The organism is Limosilactobacillus ingluviei DSM 15946 (assembly GCF_001435775.1).
GTDB lineage: Bacteria > Bacillota > Bacilli > Lactobacillales > Lactobacillaceae > Limosilactobacillus > Limosilactobacillus ingluviei.
Genome location: NZ_AZFK01000020.1, coordinates 1 through 24,376 on the forward strand (window position 1 = coordinate 1; position 24,376 = coordinate 24,376).

The window sequence follows — 24,376 nt, forward strand, 5'->3', positions numbered from 1 at the left end:
CACGTCACTGATGAGCAACTACTTTTTTTCTAACTTAAATTGACATTTCGGGAGTACAAAAACACATTCTACACGTGATCCATTAAACATAAATACATAAGACATTTTTCGCACATAATTATAATTACGATTCATACCAGCAACGGCCCCGGCTATTACACCAACACCGCCAAGTAATAATCCACCAGCAACAGCTCCCGGCAATGAATTATTTCCAGTTGATTCTTGGTGACCATCAATAATAGGAATTACACGAGATACACTGCTAATATTAACCTTTGTGCCGTACATACCGCCTTTAAATATTCCTATCCATTGATTATCGTGATCAATATAAATATGTCCACCTCGAGGGAATGTAAAGTGGTCATGATATGACCAAGCTCCCTCCTTACACGATTGACGCAGTTCCCAATTTCTACTTCGCTCTTCATCACCTTCAGGATCAACTTTATCGATAATTTTAACAAAGAATATTACAACAGCTAGAATTCCCAGAAACCATAATAGCATCTTGTTTTGGTGAGCAAATTGCAAAACTACTTCTGTCATTTTAGGCACCTACTTATTATCTAAAATATCAGCGTCTGCAAGCATACTTAAATTGAGTTTCGGGGCGCTATTATTCGCCTTCTTCTCTTTATTCTGCCTGCTATCGTCTGTCGTTTCTTCTTCAACTGAATCTACGTCTTCTTGCTTTACTTCTTCTGGTTGCTCTGACTTAGTTTCGTTAGAATCATTCATAGTCTGTTCATCAATATGACCACGTGAACCAGTACCGTACAATTTAAGGCTCACCTTTTGTAGAGCTAGAAAGTAATCTTCGTAGCCGTATTGGTCGATCGCAAACTTAATCAACGCTTTAATCGAAGCGTTAAACGACGTCTGGTTTTTAACCCAATTATCTATATCGCTATCTTTAATATAGCGAATAGATCTTGTCTTTGACTCTTTTTGACCAGCCATACTATCACCTCTTATTTATTGCCGCTAAGGTACTCATTCATCAGTTCAAGACCACGTTCATTACAATATGGCGCCGGTTCTGATGGAATAAAGATCACGTACTACCTGTTCAACACGTGATTTACGCTTCTGACCGAGTGCACCTTGATCTGAATTCAAGTATTCTTGCAACTTAAACCGATTTTCAAAAAACATTTTCTTGGACTGGAGAGTACTAGTAATTAAATTAGTTACCCCCACTATGGTATTCTTTAGCAATTATAGTTTATTCTTAACTGCTAGCTAACTCATTATTAACAGATTCAATTACAAGTTAACTTTTAAACTTGGGTTATCTCTAAATTTAACCTTAATAATTTTACAAAAAATACATTATCAAATCAATACATAAAATTAGCAGTTGTAACCATTTCTCGCGTCAAGCGCGCCTAAATCTTCCGACCATGTTCAACGATGCTTGGTTTGCTTCCCGTCTTCCCCTCACTGATTGATTCTTCGTCATAAAATCACCCTCAGAATTGCATTACCAACTCTGAGGGTTCCCCTTACTATTACTTAATTTTTCCGCTTAAAACGGTGGCTCACTCCAGTCACACTCCCCACCAAAGACCTGTTGGTACAAAGCTTCCCATTCGTCGTCTTGGTACTGGGCTTGCAATTCAGCCAGCATTGCCGCCAGCTGCGAATCCTTTTTAGCTAGCTTTTCTTGGTGTTGCCACCACGTTACCAAGCGGGCCCGCCGTTGCATTTTGGCAACTAGTTGCCCCCGCTGTTGAATTTGTACCTGTCGTTGCGTCTCGGGCGTTGGAGTCAAAACGGCGTAGACCGGCTTAATCTTAAAATCAAAGTCAGTCGCCTGCTTGGTTAGCTGTTCGGCAACTACCCCCAAGCGCAAGCGTTCTGCTTCCCCCTGGCTTTGCCACGGCACCACCACCGGGGTGCCGATGGCCAGGGCTTCTTCTGTCGCATAGATCGGCATAAAGCCGTCCGGTGCCACTACGGGATCCTTTTCCGCCAGCAAGGCCGTAAACGTGGCCGCTGTCGTCAGTAAACGGACTTTAATCAACATTCTTTTCGCCCCCTTTAGCTGTTATTTTACCATCTCAGAAATCGCTTTCCTATGCAAAAATACTGCGCAGCCCACCTGATGGTCACCATTAATTGCGCACCTGAGCTAATAAGTTGATAACTAGGCGCAGCTCATTGTTAAATAGTCACGGTATGCTAACAATCTTAAAAGAGCAGTCAGGTCACCATCCAAGCCCAATAATTAACATTTTGCCGGGTCAGCCCCGGAAAAGTTGCGGTTTTTCTCCCCTTTTCACCTCGATTATGTTAAAATCCAACTATCAAACAACGTAGTTACTTTAAAATCGTTCGGTTTTGCCGAACATTATTTGGGAGGAACACCACTAATTATGAATCCTGACATTGAAAAAATTTTATATGACCAAGCCCAAGTCGAAGCCCGGATCGATGCCCTGGCGGAAACGTTGACCCAGCGCTACCAAGACCAATTCCCGGTCGTCGTGCCGGTGATGACCGGGGCGATGATCTTTGCCTCGCTCCTGCTCCAACGGCTGGACTTCAAACTGAACATTGACTACGTCGACGTCTCCAGCTACGAAGACAACGCCGCATCTTCGGGCCGGGTCCGCTTGTTGCGGGACCTCTCCCACGACGTGACCGACCGGCCGGTCTTGATCGTCGAAGACATCATCGATACCGGCCACACCCTCAAATTCCTGGACCAACTCTTTGCCAGCCGGGGCGCCAAAAGCATTGCCACCTGCGCCCTCTTGGATAAACCTAGCCGCCGGGAAGTGGATGTGGACGCGGCTTACATCGGCTTTGAAGTCCCGAATGAATTCATCGTCGGCTACGGGCTGGACTACAATGGTCTGTATCGCAACCTCCCCTACATCGGCGTCTTAAAACGGTCGATTTACGAATAGAATAAGCTTAGCTTTTCGGCTAGAACTTAGAAAGCAACAACAAAAAGCGTTAGAAATCACCGTTTCAGTCACGTGGTTTCTAACGCTTTTGAATTTTTAAGCCTTTTTTCCAGCTACTGTTTCAATTATTTAGTAAGTTAGACGTCGTATTGTATGACCCGTTGGGCCGCGGCGATAAATTCACTGATGTTAGCAATTTTATCCGGATCGTATTCGACCACCCCAATTGAAATTTGGATCTCATACTCCCCGAGTTCCTCATCCGCTTGAAGCAGCTCCGTAACGCGTTGCTTAATTCGATCCATTGCACGCATGGCGCCCTCATAATCAGCAAAGAGCAGCACTGCCCACTGGGGAGTACCCCCAATTCCTTCGAGGCTATAGACAATATCATTATTGCGAAAGCTATCCGCCAAGATTTTTGACAAGCGTTTCACCAGATGGTGTTGTTGCTCGGTCGTCAGCAAGTTCATAATTTGGCGAAAATAACGAATCGAAATGATCCCAGTCGCCACCGGAATCGCAAAGCGCTTATGGGTTTCAATAAAGACTTCCGCATCCTGCCGATAGGAACGCATCGTCCGCAAATCCGTTTCGCTGTTATAACCAAGGCTGCGTGCATTGGCTTCCTTTAACCGCTGATTTTCGGCTTGCAAGTCGCGCAAGTTGTTGGTCATTAAATGTATCAAAACCGACCATAGCAAGGGCCAAAAAAGCCACCCAATTAACCACAAGTTGAGTTCTTGTCCTAACACCACGTCCGCGTATAATACATAGCTCCCCTGAACAAAGATAAACAGCAAATTAAAAATCAACCCGGCCAACAAGCCCACAAAATAAGTGACCAGCACTAAAAAACAAGTAATCGCCAGAAATACGCAATTTAAAATCATCAGATTAGCTGAAATCCCCACGAAGATGGCTGTCATGATTGAACAAGCTAATAACAAGATGATGTAAATATCAGCACTTAAACTATGGTTTTTATCGTTGCTCATCCTTTTTACCCTTTCTCAGCAAATTGTTTTTCCACAAAATCATAAAAATCGCTGCGACTAGCAAAGCCATAAACAAGCTGGCAATCACTAGGTAGACGATCAACTTGGTGTTTTTGCGAATGGTTTGTTTCAGCGCTACGTGCTTGTTTAGTGTCGCGTGCTTTTTAAACCGGTAATTGTAGATATTATTGTCTTGATCGACCACGATCGTATCCCCACCGTGCTCAACGATCGTCTTTTGGTAATTGATTTGGGTTGAAGCTAGGTAGACATCCTTCGGTGTCATCCCCGTGACGACCAATAGTCCTCGCTTTGGATTGTAGGGGGAACGCAAAAGCTGGGCCGTGCCAATTGTCTTCCCGTAGTCTGATTCAATACTTAATTTTTCGTTTGAAATAAAGTGGGTAAACCGCGCGTTAAAGCGGAAATACAATTGATCATTCAAGCGCTTGATCATTGCATTTTGTCCCGGGGTTCCCAAAACAATCACATTACTGTTCTTCAAGGTCGTGTGATCAGGTTGGTGTTGATAAAATTTAATTTGGCCCGTATTGCTCTTGGTATAAATCCCGATCAAATTAAAAAGATTGGACAAGGCTTCAAAATCATCAGTAGTCATGGTTTGGGGTCTGACCACTGCTAAATGATCGTAGGTATTATTTTTAATGAACAGACTCGGGTAATTGGAAAAAAGCAGCGTGTTCTTTTCCATCGCATGAACAAAGATTTTGGAAGTCGGATTAATCGCCGCCCACGGACTCTCGGTATTGTCTGATTTGGTAATTTGGCGTGGCTCTAGGTCAAAGGCGACCCGCACGGAAAAACCACTGCCGATCTTCAGGTTAGCAGGCAACTTAAAGGTCAGCTCATCATTATCGGCCCGCTCGGCCCTTAACTTGTAGCTGCCAATGTTGCGATTATTGATATAGACCGTTACCAACGAATTGTTAAAGTTCAAGTTTTTGGCGTACTTCAGGCTTAACCGGACCTTGCTGCCATAGGCATTGCTTTGACTGGCTGGTAAAGCAACAAAGAAGGTTTCTTCATGGTGACCGCTCCCACTTAGGGTTACCCCTTGGGTAGTCAACTGGCGACTGCCATCATAGTGTAAACTGGACATATAAGTCGCTGTTTTGGCACTTACGTATTTTACCGGCTTTTTGGTCTCGGTCATCAACTCCGTATTCGCCATAAAGCGAGTCGCTTTTTGCAACATTTGATCATCCAGGGCCGTAATGATCAAGGTGTACTTATCTTTGGCATACACTAATTTCAGCCCGCCCCGGTGCTTTAACTTGGCTACTGAAAATTCGTGTTTGTAGCGTTTAGGAAGATGATCATACGTAGCAATTACGACCCGGTACGGAGCGGCTTTGACCCGCCCATCATTATCGGGCAAGATCCGGACTTGGTCCGTGTCCGTTGCAATTGTCCTGGTGACACCGGTCAAAGCATAGGTTGCAGCGGCCAATTCACCATCACTAGGCTGCTTGGGCACGGCAATGACCGATTGCCCAAAAGAAATGGTGTCAGCCCCGGAAAAGTGATTATAAAAGGACTTTAAATTATAGTCAGGCTGCTTTAAATTATATTGAAAATTAACGTTTGAGGCTTGATAAAGGGTCAACCAGTTCGCCGGCGTTTGCACGCTAACAGCGCTTTTCCCCGCCTTATTTAAAATTTGGCCGTAAATTTTGAGGTTGTTGGACCCCTTGATCAAATTGAGCGGAATGTCAATTGTCTTGGTTTGCACTCCGTCCTTTACTTCAGGCCGAAAAGAATAAAATTTTACCCCGTTAATAGCCACCGTAATATCTGACGTTTGATCGTCAGCAATTTGTGAAACCTGGTAGCTTAAATTCAGCGAAGCCTTCTTCACGTCCCAATAATCAATTTTAGTAAAGTAGGTGTTGGCCGCGACCGATTTTCCCGATAAGGTTTGCGTGGTATTTTGAAAAGGCTGCGTATAGCTCTTTAAGTCATCAGCGTTAGCTTGCCCGCCCCACGCACTCAGCAAGCTAAACGCGGTTAATATCATAATAAGTAATTTCTTCACTATTCATACCTCTGTGTCTTATACCATTTTGCTTTTTTATGAAAAATTTGTTCCTGCAGATACATCAGCATCCCGTAAAAGGCCACAGCCAACCACATTTGACTGTAGACCAAGTACATCACCACGATCAGTAACAGGTTTGATAGCGTCATCTCCCCTTTTTCCGTGGTGATCGTGATAAAAGTTCCTAGAACAAATAAAACAATCGCAAAGAACCACAGCCAATTACTAAAACCATTGATCGACGTATGGAGCAAGCCCGAGACCGACAGGATAAAGACAGTATCGGAAATTACCAATGACGTCATCAATAAAAAGTAGATTGACAAAAAATACATTAAGTCAAATCGAATGGCCTTACTCTTGGGATCGCCCAGCAATTTCAGATTCTTTAAAATTACGTAGATATTTCCCTTCACCCACCGAGTTCGTTGATGAAACCAAACCAACAACGTTTGGGGTTCTTGTTCCCAAGTCACCGCAGCCGGTTGGAAATTAATATGATACCCCATCAAATACGTCCGAAAACTGATTTCCGTGTCCTCGGCCAAGGCTTTCACGTCCCAACCACCAATTTTTTCCAGTAAACTGCGACGAATCACAAAATTGGTGCCGGGAATCGTGCAAAGATTAAACAGCTGCTTGCGCCCAGCCTGGGCCATCCATTGGAAAGAGAGGGTTTCGATGTTGATAAAGCGGGTTAACAAGGTCGCATTTTTGTTCCGCGTCCTAAATTTACCAATTACCGCTCCCGCTTTGGGATCGGCCAACAATTCAGCTACTAAAATCCGTAACGCCGGTTTTTCCGGGGTGTTGTCAGCATCATACACCGCAATGACTGACCCCTTCGCTGCTTGCAGCCCAATGTTTAAGGCGTTGGACTTCCCCTTTCCCCCGTTTGTTTGGTCCGTATTGATTACGGTTAACTGGCGGTTAGGGGCCTTGGCTTGAAGCTCGGCCAATAGTGCCGCCGAATTATCCGAGGAATTATCATTAATGACGATAATTTCGTAGCGCTCAGATGGATAATCCAAGGCTAGCAATGCCCTGACGGTCCGCACAATCACAATTCCTTCGTTATGCGCCGGCACCAGGATACTGACAAATGGCGGGACAGCAGGTAAGTGGGCGTGGACTTTCATCGTGAGGTATTTTACGTATCCCGCAAAGATCAATACGACGTTTACCGCTAAAATGGTCCAAATCGAAAAAATGCTGATAAATAACAATAAATCGACTAGTGACAATTTTCTTCCTACTTTCTCTTAAACTTTGCCCAATAAGCTTTGCGCCCTAAATAAATCAAGACCCCAAAGCCCAGCAAGGTTACCAAAATAAAGGCCATTAAGAACTTACCTTGATAGAATAAAATCAAGTTCAAACCAGTTTCGTGAGCCTGAGACCGTGCCGAATGCTTTGGTACCGGCGCGGCATCGCTGATATTTTGTGGCTCCCCGTTTACAAAATAGGTCCCCGCATGATAGGTCAATTTCAGCTTAGCAAAAGTCATGGTTCTGGTCTTTGTCTCGGTCGCTGGATTTTCCCAGTCTAAATTGGCATTTAAAACGCTCTTTTTCACCTGGCGCAATTCCGCTTGGGTCCGGGGGAGTTTAACGTTTAAGGCAATTGGCACCGCATAAGATTGTGCCGCTTTGGTTAAAGCGACCGTGGTCTTTGCTTTGGCTAACCCATTCAACGACATGACATAATAAGCCCGGTCAAAGGATCGACTGAATTTCGTGCGCTGCACCTGCGGGTAAGTCTTCGGGTTGGGCAACAATAACACATTGGTCGCGGCCTTTAGCCCCACCTTGCCCAAAACTTGGTCTTGATTCCAATGGTTGGGAGCGGCTAACCCAGTTGGGTAGACCCCACTTTTAACCATTAACTGCAGGCGTTCACTCATCGTCGCCCTTAAATTAGCCGCAGTAATTTCTTTTCCCGTGTATGAATACAAGTACGGTACACGCATAAAGACCAGGCCGTTTTTTAGCTCCGCCAGTCGCAACGCATACATATATTTCTGGTAAGCAAACTGATTGGTGTTAGTCTCCACGTTGGTTGCGCTAAGAGCAAACGGAATATTATTGCTGTCCAATGCCGTCACCAATTGATTAAGGTAGTGTAAGTTACTGGTTGGGGTCACATTATTGATTACCAACAGCGGCCGGTTTTCGGCTTGTGGATTAAAGAGGTCCGCCAACAACTTTGCCTCACAGCTCACTGCCAATCCATTTGTGCGCCAAAACGGCAAGAAGGCATTTTGCCCCACCTTCACGCCGTAGGGCAGGATCTTTTGCTGCCCTACGTTTTGGGTATTTAATTGCCCATATTCATCACGCTGCGCCCCACCGGCTAAGTACTCCATCCGATCGGTATAGGGTAACTGTTCGGTAATTTTATGTGCCGTTAGGGTCAGTTGCTGTCGAATCAGCATTCCCTTTTTAGCGTGGAGGTCAACTAATTCATCGGCCTGTAAATTCGGTCCAATGTGCAGCTTGATACCACTAAAGTGCGCCCGATCAGTATTAAACCGCGGATTGCTTAACCCGGCGGCTGGCCAATTAATCAAAGTGACTACCCCGCGGTAAGCCGCATCATTCAGCTCCCCTTGCCGGTAATTGGCAAGCCGGACAGTCTTAACCGCTAAACCATCCGCTGTCAACATTCGTTGCACGGAATCGATCGTCTTGGTACCGTCATAATAAACATTGGCACTGTCATAGACCAATAACACTGGTCGCTGATCAGCCGCGTGCACCACCGGTTGGCACAGCAAGCTGACTACAATCGCCACCCATATCGATAACCATCGTTTTCTCACTGTTGTTCCTCCCTTGCCGGATGCCAAAAATTATGATGCAAGACATCTGCAATGATTTGTAAAAACATCAGGTTCAATGCTAAAGGCACAATCAATAAGTGCTTAGCCAAGTCGGCATCCCCATCACCAACCACCGCGGTAATAAAGGTTCCAATAATCATGGTGGCATAGCCAATCATCATGAAAGCTTTAATGGCCACTGCCATTTCATTGCTTTTAATTCCAATGACAAAAATAATGGTATAGATGATCGCCAAGACCACGCATAAGGTCAAATAAAACGCAAACTTCTTCGGGAAAAACGCCTTCATGATGGCACCGAATAGTGTAAAGTATTGTACTTGCTGGTGCGGCTTGGCCCCGGAGTCCTTCGTGAAGTCCCCAACCGCCTTAATCTGCACCAAATAACTGTCCCGGGCAGCCACATCTAACATCTCGTCAAATTGTTGGTGATGTGTTAAGTAGTACTTTAAAATCCAAGCAAAATTATACTGGGGGATAAAATCTGCTGTAATATTCTTGGACTTGACGGAAGTGGCAGCGTACGTTTGGGTGTAAATATCCCCCTTAAGCAAACCGTATTGGCGCGAAAGCCCGCCTTTTTCCAACGAATTACCTGGATCAGCTTCCTTTAGCAAGACCCCTCGCGTCATTGACTGGTAACTGTTAATGTTGCTGAATTGATCAGTAATCATAACGTAAGTTGCCAGTCCGGTCCCTAGTAAAGCCAAACAAATCAGCGGGGCAACCCAACGCACCAATTTGTCGCGATACACAAAACTCAGGCCAACAGTCACGACCACTAAGCTCAAAGCCAACGGGGCATTTTGCTGCTTAACCGTAATCAAGGCCACGGCCGCCAAAAAGTACCCCACCAACAAGCTCCACCGGCGGGTAAATTGTTTTTTCATTAGCAACAATAAGGTAGCCGTAATGTACATCATGGCAATGATCATCACTGGTTCAGCAAAGAACGAGTTAAAATACAGCGTCAATGATGAATCTGCAAAAACAAAGACCACGAGCAAGGCGATGACATAATCAACCAGTTGCCGCTTGGTACGGTCCGTCAAGGCCAAAGTGAGTAAATAGATTCCTCCCAGGTAAAAGCCATAATAAACCAGTCCCATAAAGCGAAGATCAAAAATCGTCCGGCTGTAAAACAATTTATTGAGCCCGATCGCCATTTTGACAAACAGCCCTTGGGACGAAAACAGCATTGCAACGTGCTCGTTATAGTACTGAAATAAGCCATAGTGTTGGGTTAGATAAGTGGTATACTGATAATTTTTCGGATCTAAGGGGTAGATCCCGTTAATATAGATCACCCGGGCAAAGTCACCGTTATCAGCATAGCCATTAATGGGGGTAAGGAATAATAAATACCCTACTATCGCTGCCGCTAACAGGCAGGCTAGTAGGGGTGGCGAAACTCTTCGTCTCAATTTTTCGATCATTTTTCACATTCCTATTGATTCAAGGCGACTAACGCCGTTAGTTCATTAAATGAATATACTTGTTTGGTTTGCGGATCACCAAAGCTCCCGTAAAGTGGAGAATTTTGATCAGTTACTTGCATTGTCAACAAAACTTTTTCGGCCGCGGTGCTTAATTGTTGATCGTGCACCGTTTGACCGATCATCAACGCCAAGGCATAGTTGGCGGCCGCAGTATCATGATTTTTAGCTTGCCCCGTCAACGAGTACGCATTATACAACGTTTGGGTTGCTACCCGTTGCTTAAGCCAGTTCAAACTGTCCGATGGTAATTTTCCCACTTCCGCTAGGTGCAAAAAAGTAATCAACAACTGGGGGGTAACCAATTGCGCTTGGCTGTAGTGACCAGTTTTCAACTGGTAGCTTTGGTAATACAATGGCACGCGATGACTGATTTTTCCCGCCGTCACAACTCGTACGGCTTTTAGGTAACTCTTTTGATCCAACCGCCGTAAAATCGCCAGATCCTGGTAGCATAAAGTCACCGTCTGATTATGGGTATGAGTCGTTAAACTATACATATCCGTCAGCAACCCCGCTTGCTTGACTTGGCTGCTCAAGCCTTGGTACAAGCGCTTAATCTCCGTTTGGTACTTCGTAGTGTGATTAATATCATCGTACTTGAGCAATGCCGCAATAATCCGCAAATCATCGATCGTAGCATTGACTTGGTACTTCTCCGGATGATGCGGATCAAAGCGATATAAAAAGACCGATTGCCGGTAAAAAGTCCGCTTGGTCTGCTTATAGAAGGCCCGAAACTTACGCTTTTGCTTTGTCTGCGCCAAGTATTGTAAATAATAGCCAGCAGATTCACTTAAATACTGATGCCCGGTAGCTACCGAATCATCTGCATTGCTAGTGGCCAAGTAATTAGTATAAATACCATCTTTACCGGTCATTTTGTGCTCAATGAATTGAACCAAAGCCTGGTTGGCGTTAACTGAAGCAGCCACTGTTGGAATTGCAACGTTAATCAGCAGCAGGCCGCTCAACATCAGCAACAGGCCGCGCCAAAATTTTCGCACACCTTACACTTCCTTTGCTGTAATTTTTCCGCAATTATCCCACCGGCCAGCACGGGCTCCGTGAAGTATTAAACCTGAAGCGGTGCTGGATGCTTCCTTCACGATTCTTTCATAAGTAGTACTTATTCAGTGTACAAAAAAAGCGGCTGCCTGAGCAACCGCTAAATCTTATTTTTTCTTGCGGCGGGCCTTACGCAAGGCCTTCAGCCGCTTTTGCTTATTCTTCTTCATTTGCCGGGCCATTTGGTTCATCGCCATTTGGCCCATCTTGCCGCCCGGCATTTGGCCGCCCATCATGTTTTGCAGCCCACTGAAGTTCCCGTTGGTGACCTGCTTCATCATCTTGCGCATCTGATTGAATTGCTTAATCATGCGATTGACTTCAACAATCGGTCGTCCGGCCCCGGCGGCTAAGCGCCGGCGCCGACTTGGGTTCATCAGATCCGGATTCTCCCGTTCGGCCGGGGTCATCGAGAGGATGATCGCTTTGATGTGGGCAAACTGCTTGGGATCCAGGTTCACATTTTGAAGGGCGGGGTTGTTAGCCATCCCCGGAATCATCTTCAAGAGGTTTTCCATCGGCCCCATCTTGTTCAGTTGGTCCATCTGGGCCAAAAAGTCATTGTAGTCGAAGGTGTTTTCCCGCATCTTCTCCATCGTGGCCTGGGCTTGTTCCTCATCGAAATTCTTTTGCGCCTTTTCGATCAGGGAAAGCATGTCCCCCATCCCGAGGATCCGCGAAGCCATCCGGTCGGGGTGGAAGACATCGAGATCTTCCATCTTTTCCCCTTCCCCGACAAACTTAATCGGCTTACCAGTCACGGCCCGAATCGACATGGCAGCCCCACCCCGGGTGTCACCATCTAACTTGGTCAGAACCACCCCGGTAATGTCGAGCTTGTCATTGAACCCTTCGGCGGTGTTGACCGCATTTTGCCCGGTCATCGCGTCGACGACCAGCAAGATTTCATTCGGGTTGGTCAAGGCTTTGATTTGGGCCAGTTCGTCCATCAGCTTTTCATCGATCTGCAGCCGCCCGGCCGTATCGATTAAGACGTAATCATTGTGGTTGGCCGCCGCTTGAGCCATCCCGTCCTTAACAATTTGGACTGGATCAACCTCGGTGCCTTCTTCAAAGACCGGCACGTCAATCGTGGCCGCCACTTGTTGCAACTGCGTAATTGCGGCGGGCCGGTACACGTCGGCGGCAATCATCAACGGCCGCGCGTTTTCTTCGTCCTTTAACTTCTTCGCCAGCTTCCCCGCCGTGGTCGTCTTCCCGGCCCCTTGGAGCCCGACCATCATGATGACGGTCGGAATGTGGGGCGCCTTAGCCAGGGGCGTCGCCGTTTCCCCCATCATTTGGGTCAATTCTTCGTTGACGATCTTGACGATTTGTTGGGCGGGGTTCAAGCCCTTTAAGACTTCGGCCCCCGTGGCCTTTTCCCGGACCTTCTTGACAAAGTCCTTGACAACGGCAAAATTGACGTCGGCTTCCAGGAGGGCCAAGCGAATTTCGCGCATCGTTTCACGCAGGTCGGCCTCCGTCACCTTCGGCTTCTTGCGTAGTTTTTCCATCGCCTTTTGGAGGCGTTCGGTTAATCCTTCAAATGCCATTTGAGTTACTCCTCTTCTAAGGTTTCCATCTGAGCGACCAGCGCATTGAGCTGCTCGTCAGCGGGGTAGTGGGTCTTAACGTAGGCTTGGAGGGCATCAAATTGCCGGTTGCGGGCTTGATAATCCGCCAGCAGACCCAACTTTGCTTCATAGGCGGCCAGAATTTTTTCCGTCCGCTTGATATTATCATAAACTGCTTGGCGCGAAACCCCAAATTCTTCGGCAATTTCGCCCAGCGAGTAGTCATCGACGTAATAGAGTTCCAAATAATCATTCTGCTTTTTCGTCAGCAAGGGCTGATAAAACGCAAAGAGGGCGTTAACCCGTTCATTTTTTTCCAACTCCATTTTCCGACCACCCTTTCTGCCCGGTTGTTGTTAACTACTTAGTCGTGACCAAGCCCTTAAACAAGCCGTAGACAAATTCCGCGGGATCAAAGACTTGCAAGTCATCAACCTTTTCCCCTAAGCCCACGTACTTGACCGGTAGGTGCAATTCATTGCGAATTGCCAACACGATCCCCCCGCGGGCCGTCCCGTCCAGTTTGGTCAGGACAATCCCGGTCACATCCGTGCTTTCCTTAAAGAGCTTGGCTTGGTTTAAGGCGTTTTGCCCCGTCGTAGAATCCAAGACCAGCAGCACTTCATGCGGCGCGGCCGGAATTTCGCGGGTCAAAATCTTCTTCATCTTGGCCAATTCGTTCATCAAGTTGACCTTGTTTTGCAGCCGGCCGGCCGTATCGACCAGCAAGATATCATAGTTGGCTTCCTTGGCCCGCTTCACGCCGTCAAAGACCACGGCAGCCGGATCGCCCTTTTCGGGGCCGGTCACAATGTCGACGCCATCGCGTTCGGCCCACACGGCCAACTGTTCAGTGGCCCCGGCCCGGAAGGTATCGGCGGCCACTAAGAGGACCTTCTTGCCGTCTTGCTTGAAGGCGGCCGCCATCTTCCCGATCGTGGTCGTCTTCCCGGCCCCATTGACCCCGACAAACATGATCACCGTCGGCCCTTCTGGCGCCATTTGCAGGCCGGTTTGTTCATCTTGGCCCGCCGCTTCATACAGTTCCACCATCTTTTCGATGATCACGTTAGAAACATCCTGTTTAGTCTTGGCATTTTGCAACTTCACTTCTTCGCGAAGGGCGTCTGAGAGTTGTTGGGTCATTTCAAAGCCCACGTCCGATTCAATCAGCAAGTCTTCCAGGTCTTCAAAGAAATCTTCGTCGACGTGCCGGAAATTAGCCAAGAACTTGTTTAACCGCGCCCCAAATCCGGACCGCGACTTGGCCAGGCCCTTTTCATATTTATCATCCGCCGGTTCTACCGTCGTGGCAGGCTCAGTGGCCGCAGCGGCCCCCTCGGTTGCTGTTTCAGCCGCGCTTTGGGGTACCGGGGCCGCGGAGCTTTCCGCCGCTTCCGACGCACTCCCGGCTGCGGCTGGTTCCGGTTTAACGGCCGCACTCGAGGCCGCCGGCGTGGTATCACCGGCATCAGCAGTGGCACTGGCCACCGGTTCCTCACTGACCGGCGCGGCCGATGTCACAGTTTCCGGGGCTGGAACCTGCACCGTTACCTTAGGCGTTGCGGCAGGTTCTTCTGGTCCATCATCCCCCGCCGCCGGTTGGGGTTCAGCCGACTCAGAGGCTGATTCAGCCGCCGGTTGCGGTTCGTCAGCCTCTACCGGCGCAGGGGCTGGGGCTGCCGGCTCGCTGACAGCCTCACTGACCGGATTGGCACTGCTAGTGGGCGTTGGGGCACCACTTGGTTCACTTTCCTCACTGGTTGGCGCTGCGACTGGTTGTTCCGGCTCGGCTGGTTGTTTCTTCCGCCGGAAAATATCAAATAATCCCATCTTCTCACTTCCTTACTTTGTTTGAGCGGCTTTGAGGGTTTGATCAACGTTGACGGTAATCACCTTGGAGACCCCCGAATCCTGCATCGTGACCCCGTATAAGACATCGGCGTTCACCATCGTCCCCTTCCGGTGGGTGATCACGATAAACTGCGGCCCCTGGTTGCCAAAGCGATCCAAATAAGTGGCAAACCGATCCACGTTGACGTCATCAAGGGCCGCTTCGGGCTCATCCAAGATGGCAAAGGGAACCGGATGAACTTTAAGGACGGCAAACAACAGGGCCAGGGCCGTCAACGCTTTTTCCCCCCCGGACAGCAGACTCAACTGCTGATTCTTTTTTCCCGGTGGTTGCGCGTAAATATCGACCCCCGTTTCCAACAGGTCATGCGGTTCGGTCAAAATCAATTTGGCCTGGCCCCCGGCAAAGACCTGTTTAAACGTCGTGGCAAAGGCCGTTGAAAGCTGCTGGAAGGTTTGGCTGAAGCGCCGCTTGACCTCTTGGTCCATCTTGGCCATCGTTTGTTTCAATTGGTCTTCGGCTTCCAAGAGGTCAGTTTGTTGGGCTGCTAAGAAATCATAGCGTTCCTTGACCGTTTCGTACTCACCGATCGCGGCCACATTGACTTCCCCCAGCTCTTCAATTCCGCGGTGCAACAGCTTGATTTGCCGCTGCAATTCTTCATCCGGTAAATCAACGACTTGCGCTTTGGCCGCAGCCAGGGTGGTGTGATATTGCTCACTCAGGTGGTTTTCTCCTTGGTCAATCGTCTGCTCACACGCCAACCGCTGCTCATTGATGCGGGTCAAGTCATCGTAAGCCACCCGCATCAAACCTTGCAGTCGGTCACTTTCGGTTGTCGCGTCGCCGAGGGTTTGTTCCAGCTGCTCCAGTTGATCATTTAATTCGGTGACCTGCGCTTGGGCTGCCGTCAACTCCGCTTGCAAGCTTTGGATTTGCGCCGCTGAAGCCGTTGGGGTCGCCGTTAACCGTTCCTTGGCCGCCGCTAATTGCTCGTTGAGCGCCTGGGCGGTACTTTGTAAGCGAACCAATTCGGCTTGCCGCTCCGCCACGGCGGCCTGGGCTTGGTGCAATCGTTCGGTTTCCACGGCCAGTGCTTGTTGGGCCTGGTGCCGCGCTTCGGCTTGATCAGCGGATTGGCTGGTCAATTGCGTCAGGGCCGCTTGCTTGGCCGCTAACTCTGCTTTCGTCTGATCCAGTTCGGTTTCCAACTGGTCTGCCGCCGCTTGAGCCGCTTGAACTTGGTCTTCGTACTGACTGTGCTGGGAATCTTGCTGGCTGGTTTGCAATTGCAAGGCCGCAATCTGGCGTTGCAGATCCTGCACTTCGCTCGTGACTTGTTGCAAGTGATCCCGTTGCTCGCTTAACCTTGCCTGGAGGGTCGTTAATTCCTCAGTCGCAGTTTGGCCCGCGGCTTGCAGGGCTTGCCGTTTTTGTTGCCAAGTTTGCACCGCCTGTTCCGCTTGCTTACTGGCTGTGGTCGCTTGTTGGACGGCCGCTTCAAATTCTTGCTGCCGCTTTTTTTGCGTCAACAAGCCGACCCGCTGCTGCTTGGTCTTCCCCCCGGTCATTGCCCCACTGGCGTTGATTAATTCCCCGTTGAGGGTCACAACCCGGAGTTGGTGCCGGCCTAAGCGGGCAATTTCCGTAGCGTGATCCAAATTGTCGGCCACCACGGTGGTCGCCAACAATTGGTCGACGACCGGTTGGTAGCGGGCCTCAAACTGCACCAGATCCACTGCCTTGCCTAACAAGCCTGGGTGATTAGCCACTGCTGCATAGGCGGTCGGAACCCGCCCGCCGCGCAAACTGTCCAGCGGCAAAATGGTCACCCGGCCCCCGCGGGTACGGGTCAGGTAGTTAATAATCTGCTTCCCACTGGCTTGACTGTCAACGACTAAGTGTTGCAACTGTCCGCCCAGGACCGTTTCCAACGCCAGGGTGTACTCCTTGGGTACCGTCAGTAATTCCCCCACGGCCCCGAACAGGCCCGGAAAAGTTTGCCGTTGGCGTAAGACATTTTGCACCCCGTAGAAGTAACCGGTATAATCCGCGGCCATCGCCTGGTAATTTTTTAAGCGGGCTTGCTGCGATTGCAAGGTCCCCAGCGCTTGGTACCATTGCTTTTGGACGGTCTCATACTGCCCTTGGGTTGTTGTTAATTGAGCTTGTAAATCCTGGAGCTGGCCTTGTTGGGCCGTAACCTGCGCGGCTGTCGCTTCTACCGCCGCTTGCGCCGTCGTTAAAGCTGCCTGGCGCGCCTGCAACTGCGCCTGGCGCTGGGCTAAATCGGCGGCGACTTGATCGGCTTGACTTTGGCCCCGCGATTGACTCTGCTTGATAAAGGTTTGCTGATTGTGCAAGGTCGTCAAACTTTGCAACTGCTCCACTTGTTTGGCCCGCAAAGCCTCAATTTCCGCCGTCAATTTTGCTTGCTGGTCGGGTGCTTGGGCCGCTTGTAAGGCCACTAACTGCTCCTTGGCAGCTTGCACGCGGGTTTCATGCTGGCCTTGCGTCTGCTGGGCTGCTTCGACCGCCGTTTGCGCGGCTGCCAACTTGGTCGTTGTCTCGGCTTGTTGCTCCGTCAAGCGGGCGACTTCGGCTGTTAGTTGTTCTTGGCGCACTTGCGCGACCGATTGATCGTTATTCAGTTGGCCGATTTCTTGGGTTAACCGTAAAATTGTGGCTTGCTGTTGGTCCTTCGTGTGCAGCAATTTTTGCCGCTGACTTTGTAACTGCCCCGCTTGCGCGTTCGCCGCGTGCACCCGGGCTTCATAATCCGCCGCCAACTTCTCGGCCTGCTGTTTTTGCGTCAAAATCGTGGTCAAGCGTTCGTTTGCCGCCTCAACTGCGCGGACCGTCGCGGTTTGATCCAAACGATCCAAGCGCTGCTTTTGGGCCACGTAATCCTGCGCTAGCGCCCGCTGTTCTTCCAAGGGACCTAAGCGTTGTTGCAGTTCATAGATAATGTCGTTGACCCGGTTTAAATTGTCATTGGTTTCTGCTAACCGGCGCTGCGCCGTTTCCTTATCCGCCTTATACTTGCCGACCCCGGCAACGGCTTCAATCATCTTGCGGCGGTCCTGGGGCTTACCGTTAAAGATTTCCGCCACCCGACCTTGGGAAATCACCGCAAACGATTCTTTCCCAATCCCGGAGTCAATGAACAGGTTAACGATGTCTTTTAACCGCACACTTTGCCCGTTCAACAAGTATTCACTGTCGCCCGAGCGAAACAGCTTCCGGCAGACGGTTACCTCGGTATACGGGGTGTTTAAATAATGATCACTGTTATCCAGGGTCAACTTTACCAACGCCCGGTTCAACGGGGCCCGATCAGTCGCCCCATTAAAAATGACGTCGACCATCTTATCCCCCCGCAAGGTCTTGGCGGATTGCTCCCCCATTACCCAGCGGATCGCTTCAATAATGTTGCTCTTACCACTTCCGTTGGGACCGATAATCCCGGTGACCCCGGTTTGGAAGTTGATGACCGTCTTTTCCGCAAAGGACTTAAAGCCATCAATCTCTAATGATACCAGTCGCATGCCAATCCCCTACTTTTTCGTGTGTCGTAATGCTTCTAAGGCCACTTGGGCGGCGGCCATTTCCGCGTGTTTCTTTGAAGAACCCGTCCCCTGGCCAATTACCTGACCATTGGCACTTACGTTGACCGTAAAAACCGGTTCGTTTTCACTGCCGCTTTCCTTTAACAAGTGGTAGACGATCTGCACATCCCCATTGCGTTGCAAAAATTCTTGCAGGGTCGTCTTCGCATCCACGGCGTGATCAAACCACCCTTGGTCCAACTTCGGGAAAATGACCCGGTGAATAAACTTTTCTACCGCGGCCCGGCCTTGATCCAGGTATAGTGCCCCGATAAAGGCTTCAAAAATATCACACAAAAGGCTGGGCCGCTTCCGGGCCCCGGCCATTTCTTCCCCCCGGCCGAGCCGGATGTATTGATCAAAGTGGCACTCTAAGGCAAACTTTGAGAAACTGTCCTCACAAACCATTGCCGCCCGCAAGCGGGTCAATTTTCCCTGCGGTAATTCCGGAAAGCGCTGGTAGATGTATTCTGAAACAAATAATTGCAGCACCGCATCCCCTAAAAATTCAATCCGTTCATAGTACTTTAAGTGTTCCTTGGGGTGCTCATTTACGTACGAAGCCTGGGTAAAAGCTTCTGCCAACAGGGCAGTGTCCTGGAAATGAATCCCAAATTCTGCTTGCAAATACGCCTGTAATTCTGAAATCATGGTTATCCTTTCCGATTTTTCCTCTGAGATAGGCCGAAGTTTTTCCACCCATCTCACAGGCCGAATCTATGGTCCTGTTAAAGTGTCAGCCGTTAGAAAAAGGCCCCGACGAAGCTCACTTCATCGCGACCCCACTAGCGCATTCTTACTTCTGGTGGGCAGCGATGTAATCTACCACTTCACCAATCGTGCTCAACTTTTCGGCTTCGCTGTCATCAATTTGGGCCCCAAAAGTATCCTCTACTTCAAGCACAAATTCAACGAAGTCAATTGAGTCCGCGTTTAAGTCTGTTTTCAAGTTTAAATCATCCGTAATCTTTGCCCGGTCAATATCAAAGTGATCCGACACAATTGCGGCAATTTGATCAAAGATTTCTTTCTTGTCCATGCTTGTCAAACCTCTTAATCTGTAATTACTAACTTCTCTATTCTATTAGTTTTCCCCCGGCTTGTCCACGGTTTGGCCATTTTCTTCTGCCGCTTGGAAGTACGCGGCCGTCTTTTGGACGACTTGCGATGTCAACATCGTTTGAATCTGATCAATCGTTGCGACAATCGCTTTTTCATCAGCGGCCCCGTGCGCCTTCACCACCGGGGCCTTCAAGCCTAACAAGACAGCCCCCCCGTAATTCGACGGCGTCATTAATTTGGCAATCTTTTTAAAGACCGGCTTTAAGAACACATAGCCCAATTTGGCCCGCCAGCCACCATTTAAAATGCCATCCTTTAAGAGGTGCAAGACCAATTTGGCCGTTCCTTCCGTAGCCTTCAAAGCGGCATTGGCGGTCCAACCATCCGACACCACCACGTCGGCTTTGCCATGTAACAATTCACTGGCTTCGACATTCCCCACGAAGTTTAAGCTATCATCCGCCGCTAACAGTTGGTGCACGGCTTTATGGAAGCTGTCCCCCTTGTCGGCCTCGGCCCCATTGTTCAACAAGGCGACCCGGGGATTAGCGACGCCGAGAACTTGACTGGCATAAAACCGGCCCAACTGGGCAAATTGCACCAGGTTACGTTCCTTGGACTCGGCATTGGCTCCCGAATCCAGATAGACGAAGCGGGTCGCCTGGGCCGCATTGGGTAAGGCGACCGGCAAAATACTGGTCAAACCGGGCCGGTCAATCCCTTTGATCCGCCCCACGATAAACAGCCCGGCCGCTAAAATTGCCCCCGTATTTCCCGCGGAAAAGAAGGCATCGGCTTCGCCATTTTTTACCGCCATTGCCGCCCGCACGAGCGAAGAATCTTTTTTCCGGCGAATGGCCCGTACCGGTTCTTCCCCCATTTCAATTTCTTCGGTCGTGGGAACAATCGTGATCCGTTCCGGATTGCTTAGCTGGGCTTGGACCGCAGCTGGATCACCAAACAGCATAAATTCCAAGTCGGGGTGTTGGTCGCGGGCCCGTTCGATCCCGTTTACGACCACTTTAGGGGCGTGATCGCCACCCATGGCATCAACTGCAATTTTCATCATCAAAGCCTCCATCGTTTCATTAATCAAAGTGCGTCTGTAAGTTTTGCTGGGTTAAGTAGTGCACCAGGGGCTGATTTTCGTCTTGCTGATCCCACTGCGGTTGTTCTAATAGATTCAACGCATCTTGGCGGGCGTATTGCATCATCTTTAAATCCGCCACTGGATCGGCCACTTTAAATTCTGGCATCCCGGACTGCTTTTTGCCGAGCAAATCACCCGCTCCCCGCAACTCCAAATCACGTTGGGCGACTACAAAGCCATCGGTGGTCGCCACCATCGTCTCCATCCGCTGTTTGCCTTCGCTGGTTTTCGGATCGGCAACCAGCAAGCAGTAGGACTGGCGGCCGCCCCGCCCGACCCGGCCCCGCAATTGGTGCAGCTGGGCCAGGCCAAAGCGATCCGCATCATAAATCACCATCACCGTCGCATTCGGGTTGTCGACCCCCACTTCAATCACGGTCGTGGCAACCAGGACTTGGACCTTGCCCGCCGCAAAATCAGCCATCACGGTCGCTTTTTCATCATTGCTCATCCGCCCGTGCAACAAGCCCACTTGATACTCCGGCTGAAAGTGGGCCGCCAAGTGCTCATATAGGGCCGTCGCATTTTGGACATCAAGTTTTTCGGATTCTTCAATCAGGGGACTGACCACGTATGCTTGCGCCCCCTGTTGCAATTGCGCGGTTAGAAACGAAAGCGCCGCTTCCCCCTGATCACTTTTCAGCCAAGTCGTCTTGATCGCTTTTCGACCCGCCGGCAGTTCATCAATCACCGAGACATCCATTTCGCCGTAAGCCGTAATGGACAGGGTCCGTGGAATCGGCGTCGCCGTCATTGCCAACACGTTGGGCTGCAGCCCTTTTTCCCGCAGCAATTTGCGTTGCTCAACCCCAAAGCGGTGTTGCTCGTCGATGATCGCCAAGCCTAAATTAGCAAAGTGGACCTGGTCTTGAATCAAGGCATGGGTCCCAATAATCAAATTACACTGGCCAGCGGCAATTTGTTTGAGCAGCTCGGTATGCTGCTTGGCGGTCAACGAGCCAGTAAGTAAGGCCACGTTAACCGGCGTATCCGCAAAAACTTCGGCCAACTTAGCGGCATGCTGGGCCGCTAAAATTTCGGTTGGTGCCATTAGCGCCGCTTGATGGCCGGTCAGGATGGTCGCATAAATTGCAATCGCGGCGACAATCGTTTTCCCACTGCCGACATCCCCTTGCAACAGCCGGTTCATCTGAAAGGGACTGCGCAAATCACGGCAAATCTCATTAACCACCCGCTTTTGCGCCGCCGTCAGCTCAAAGGGAATCGTCTTAATGAAGGCCCGCAATTCCTCGTTGTCATACCAGATCTGCAAGCCATCCGCCGTCCGGCGGGCCAAGCGCATCGATTGCAGCCGCAACTGAAACAAAAAGACCTCTTCGTAAGCCGCGGTCCGCCGGGCTTGCTTGGCTTGTTCCCCGGTGGTGGGAAAATGCAGCCATTGCATCATGGTCGGGCGGTCCAATAACTGGTAGCGTTGGCGCAACGCCACTGGGAGCAAGGTTGCAATCACGTGTTGATACTGGTGAAACGCCACTTCGATCAATTGGTGCAAGGTGGCTTGCTTGACGTGCTTATTGGCCGCGTAAACTGCCCCAATCGTTTCTTCACCCGGTTTCACCGTTAGCAGCTTGGTCCCCCACACCTGTTGGCGGGCCCGCTGCCACGTGCCGACCACCGTCACATCCCCGTTCACTTGTAAATGATCCTTAAAGTACGGTTGGTTAAAAAAGATCACCTGCACCACTTGGTGGCCGGTTTGCAAGCGAAAACTCAAGCGACTTTTTCGGTAACCATACCGACTGACAACCGGGGCGGAAATCACCGTCCCGTGTAAAGTCACCTTTTTTTTATCCACCGCCACTTCTAAATTAGTGGGCGCAAAGTCATCGTAGCGGCTGGGATAGTGGGTCAACAAGTCCTCGACCGTGGTAATCCCTAAGGTCGCCAGTTGCTCGGCTTTTTTATCGCCGACGCCCTTTAACGTTGTCACCGGATCTTGTAATGATTGCACACGGCCACCTCCTCAACCATATGTATCGAAAGAAGCCGGACCCAAGTGTTCACTTGCCATCCGACCCTTATTAAAAATTATTCAACCGAAATCAAGTATGGGTAAACTGGTTGATCCCCTTCGTAGATTTGAACATCTAATTCATCATCTTGCGTCAGGATCTGTTCCTTCAGAGCTTCAGCGGCTTCCTTACTGCCGTCGGCCCCGTACAAAATCGTGACCACTTCACTGTCTTCATCCAGCATGGCCGCCACCATCTTTTCGGCGGCAGCTGCCACAGTCGGCGCAACAGCCACAATTTCGCCATCGACGATCCCCATGTAATCGTCCTTGTGGATCGTTTGACCGTTCAATTGGGTATCCCGCACCGCGACCGTAACTTCACCACTGGCCACGTTGCCCAATACGCTTTCCATGGCTGCTTGGTTATCCGCCAAGCTGGCTTCTGGATTATATTCCAACAAAGCACTCATCGCTTGGGCAATCGTCTTGGTATGCACAATCTGAACGGGAATATCCGCCACTTGGGCCGCTTGTTCGGCCGCCATAAAGATGTTGCCGTTGTTTGGCAGGATCAAGGCTTGCTTGGCGCCGGACTGATTGATCGCATCGGCTAAATCCTGGATGCTTGGGTTCATCGTTTGGCCCCCCGCAATCACTTGGGTCACCCCTAAGCTTTGCAAGAGCTTGGCCACCCCATCCCCGGATGCCACGGCAATTACCGCCGTGGCTGGCGTTTCTTGCGGTGCGGCGGCCGTTGGTTGGGCGGGCTGATCTTCTTTCATGATCTCTTCTTGTTGCCACCGCATGTTATCAACCTTGACGGTTTGCAGATCCCCAAATTGTTGGCCCCACGTCAAAACCTTCCCCGGATGTTCCGTGTGGACGTGGACCTTGACAACTTCATCGTCATTGATCACTAACAGACTGTCACCCAAGTCCGCCAAGTAATTGTAGAACGTTTCGTAATCAAAGGCTTGGGTCACTTGCTTGCCCTTTCCAATCCGCACCATCATTTGGGTACAGTAGCCAAATTCAATGTCGTCTGGATCCAACTTACCTTGGGCACTTTGATGGTGCTTGGCGTTGATCATTTCATCCATTTGAGCATTGTCTGGCAATTCATCAGCAATTTCTTCCCCGGTCAAGGCCCCATAAAAGGCGTGCAGGACAAAGGCCAAGCCTTGGCCGCCGGAGTCAACCACGCCGACTTCTTTTAAGACCGGCAATAATTCCGGCGTCTTTTGCAAGGCGGCATCCGCGGCCGCGACAATCGTGGCTAACACGGCTTCTAAGTCATCTGTCTCTTTGACCTTGTTTAAGCCCGCTTGCGCCGATTCGCGAACGACGGTTAAAATCGTCCCTTCGGTTGGCTTCATCACTGCCTTATAAGCCGTTTTGGCCCCATTGGCATACGCGTCAACAAAATCCTTGGTCGATAAGGTGGTTTTGCCTTCACAACCCTTGGCAAAGCCCCGGAAAATTTGGGATAAGATGACCCCAGAGTTGCCCCGGGCCCCCATTAACAGTCCCTTGGCCACGCTTTGGGCCAGCTCACCAACCGCGGTGCTGGTCGCTTCTCGTTCATACTTGGCCCCGCTGGCCATTGACATGGACATGTTCGTCCCCGTATCACCATCCGGAACCGGAAAGACGTTCAAGGAATTGATAAACTCAGCTTGTTGATTTAATTTAGCAGCGGCGGCTTGCACCATCTTGCCAAATTCGAGATTCGTAATCGTAGTAACTGCCAAAATTCTTCCTCCAA

At 49.8% G+C, this 24,376-nt stretch carries 19 protein-coding genes; 1 reads left to right on the forward strand and 18 read right to left on the reverse strand.

The window, feature by feature from the left end; translation table 11 throughout:
* Nucleotides 1-18 precede the first annotated feature (18 nt).
* From FC43_RS03580 to FC43_RS03590, 3 genes are all read right to left on the reverse strand, one after another.
* Nucleotides 19-552, reverse strand: a complete 534-nt coding sequence (locus FC43_RS03580) for a hypothetical protein (RefSeq protein WP_056954197.1) — start codon at nt 550-552, stop codon at nt 19-21.
* A 9-nt stretch (nt 553-561) separates the two neighbouring features.
* The gene (locus FC43_RS03585) at nt 562-966 is read right to left on the reverse strand and encodes a hypothetical protein (RefSeq protein ID WP_056954201.1); all 405 of its coding nucleotides are present in this window, start codon (nt 964-966) and stop codon (nt 562-564) included.
* Nucleotides 967-1,534: 568 nt separating this feature from the next.
* Nucleotides 1,535-2,035 carry a hypothetical protein gene (locus tag FC43_RS03590; protein ID WP_056954203.1) on the reverse strand — a complete coding sequence of 167 codons (501 nt, stop codon included), beginning with the start codon at nt 2,033-2,035 and terminating at the stop codon, nt 1,535-1,537.
* Between the two features lie 349 nt (nt 2,036-2,384).
* On the opposite strand from FC43_RS03590, the gene hpt reads away from it, so the two are divergent.
* Nucleotides 2,385-2,921: a hypoxanthine phosphoribosyltransferase gene (gene hpt, locus FC43_RS03595; RefSeq protein ID WP_056954205.1), complete on the forward strand. Its 537-nt coding sequence runs from the start codon at nt 2,385-2,387 to the stop codon at nt 2,919-2,921.
* 137 nt (nt 2,922-3,058) lie between these two features.
* Here hpt and FC43_RS03600 read toward each other — a convergent pair whose 3' ends face one another.
* The 15 genes from FC43_RS03600 to FC43_RS03670 all read right to left on the reverse strand — a co-directional run bounded on the left by FC43_RS03600 (nt 3,059) and on the right by FC43_RS03670 (nt 24,362).
* Nucleotides 3,059-3,919, reverse strand: a complete 861-nt coding sequence (locus FC43_RS03600) for a GGDEF domain-containing protein (protein WP_056954207.1) — start codon at nt 3,917-3,919, stop codon at nt 3,059-3,061.
* Nucleotides 3,906-5,975 carry a cellulose biosynthesis cyclic di-GMP-binding regulatory protein BcsB gene (locus tag FC43_RS03605; RefSeq protein ID WP_235807582.1) on the reverse strand — a complete coding sequence of 690 codons (2,070 nt, stop codon included), beginning with the start codon at nt 5,973-5,975 and terminating at the stop codon, nt 3,906-3,908. Before FC43_RS03605 ends, FC43_RS03600 begins: the two co-directional genes overlap by 14 nt.
* Complete coding sequence (locus FC43_RS03610; RefSeq protein ID WP_056954211.1) at nt 5,975-7,222, reverse strand: glycosyltransferase family 2 protein; 1,248 nt, start codon at nt 7,220-7,222, stop codon at nt 5,975-5,977. Before FC43_RS03610 ends, FC43_RS03605 begins: the two co-directional genes overlap by 1 nt.
* 8 nt (nt 7,223-7,230) lie before the next feature.
* Nucleotides 7,231-8,799 (reverse strand): hypothetical protein, encoded by a 1,569-nt coding sequence (locus tag FC43_RS03615; protein WP_235807583.1) that lies wholly within the window; start codon nt 8,797-8,799, stop codon nt 7,231-7,233.
* Nucleotides 8,796-10,256, reverse strand: a complete 1,461-nt coding sequence (gene wsfD, locus FC43_RS03620; protein WP_056954213.1) for a glycan biosynthesis hexose transferase WsfD — start codon at nt 10,254-10,256, stop codon at nt 8,796-8,798. The genes FC43_RS03615 and wsfD overlap by 4 nt, the downstream gene beginning before the upstream one ends.
* 11 nt (nt 10,257-10,267) lie before the next feature.
* On the reverse strand, nt 10,268-11,323 hold the full coding sequence (locus tag FC43_RS03625) for a hypothetical protein (protein ID WP_056954215.1): 1,056 nt from the start codon (nt 11,321-11,323) through the stop codon (nt 10,268-10,270).
* Between the two features lie 168 nt (nt 11,324-11,491).
* Nucleotides 11,492-12,940, reverse strand: coding sequence for a signal recognition particle protein (ffh, locus tag FC43_RS03630; protein ID WP_056954217.1), 1,449 nt, complete (start codon nt 12,938-12,940; stop codon nt 11,492-11,494).
* Nucleotides 12,941-12,945: 5 nt separating this feature from the next.
* A complete protein-coding gene (locus FC43_RS03635; protein ID WP_019205808.1) occupies nt 12,946-13,287 on the reverse strand; it encodes a putative DNA-binding protein in 342 nt (113 codons plus the stop codon).
* A gap of 34 nt (nt 13,288-13,321) precedes the next feature.
* The gene (gene ftsY, locus FC43_RS03640) at nt 13,322-14,794 is read right to left on the reverse strand and encodes a signal recognition particle-docking protein FtsY (RefSeq protein WP_056954220.1); all 1,473 of its coding nucleotides are present in this window, start codon (nt 14,792-14,794) and stop codon (nt 13,322-13,324) included.
* A gap of 12 nt (nt 14,795-14,806) precedes the next feature.
* Nucleotides 14,807-18,364: a chromosome segregation protein SMC gene (smc, locus tag FC43_RS03645; RefSeq protein ID WP_056954222.1), complete on the reverse strand. Its 3,558-nt coding sequence runs from the start codon at nt 18,362-18,364 to the stop codon at nt 14,807-14,809.
* 9 nt (nt 18,365-18,373) lie between these two features.
* Nucleotides 18,374-19,075 carry a ribonuclease III gene (gene rnc / locus FC43_RS03650; protein WP_056954224.1) on the reverse strand — a complete coding sequence of 234 codons (702 nt, stop codon included), beginning with the start codon at nt 19,073-19,075 and terminating at the stop codon, nt 18,374-18,376.
* A 145-nt stretch (nt 19,076-19,220) separates the two neighbouring features.
* Nucleotides 19,221-19,463: an acyl carrier protein gene (acpP, locus tag FC43_RS03655; RefSeq protein ID WP_019205812.1), complete on the reverse strand. Its 243-nt coding sequence runs from the start codon at nt 19,461-19,463 to the stop codon at nt 19,221-19,223.
* 45 nt (nt 19,464-19,508) lie between these two features.
* Entirely contained in the window at nt 19,509-20,552 is a 1,044-nt protein-coding gene (gene plsX / locus FC43_RS03660) for a phosphate acyltransferase PlsX (protein WP_056954225.1), read from the reverse strand.
* Between the two features lie 22 nt (nt 20,553-20,574).
* Nucleotides 20,575-22,608 (reverse strand): ATP-dependent DNA helicase RecG, encoded by a 2,034-nt coding sequence (gene recG / locus FC43_RS03665; protein ID WP_056954228.1) that lies wholly within the window; start codon nt 22,606-22,608, stop codon nt 20,575-20,577.
* Nucleotides 22,609-22,685: 77 nt separating this feature from the next.
* A complete protein-coding gene (locus FC43_RS03670) occupies nt 22,686-24,362 on the reverse strand; it encodes a DAK2 domain-containing protein (RefSeq protein ID WP_056954230.1) in 1,677 nt (558 codons plus the stop codon).
* Between the last annotated feature and the right edge of the window lie 14 nt (nt 24,363-24,376).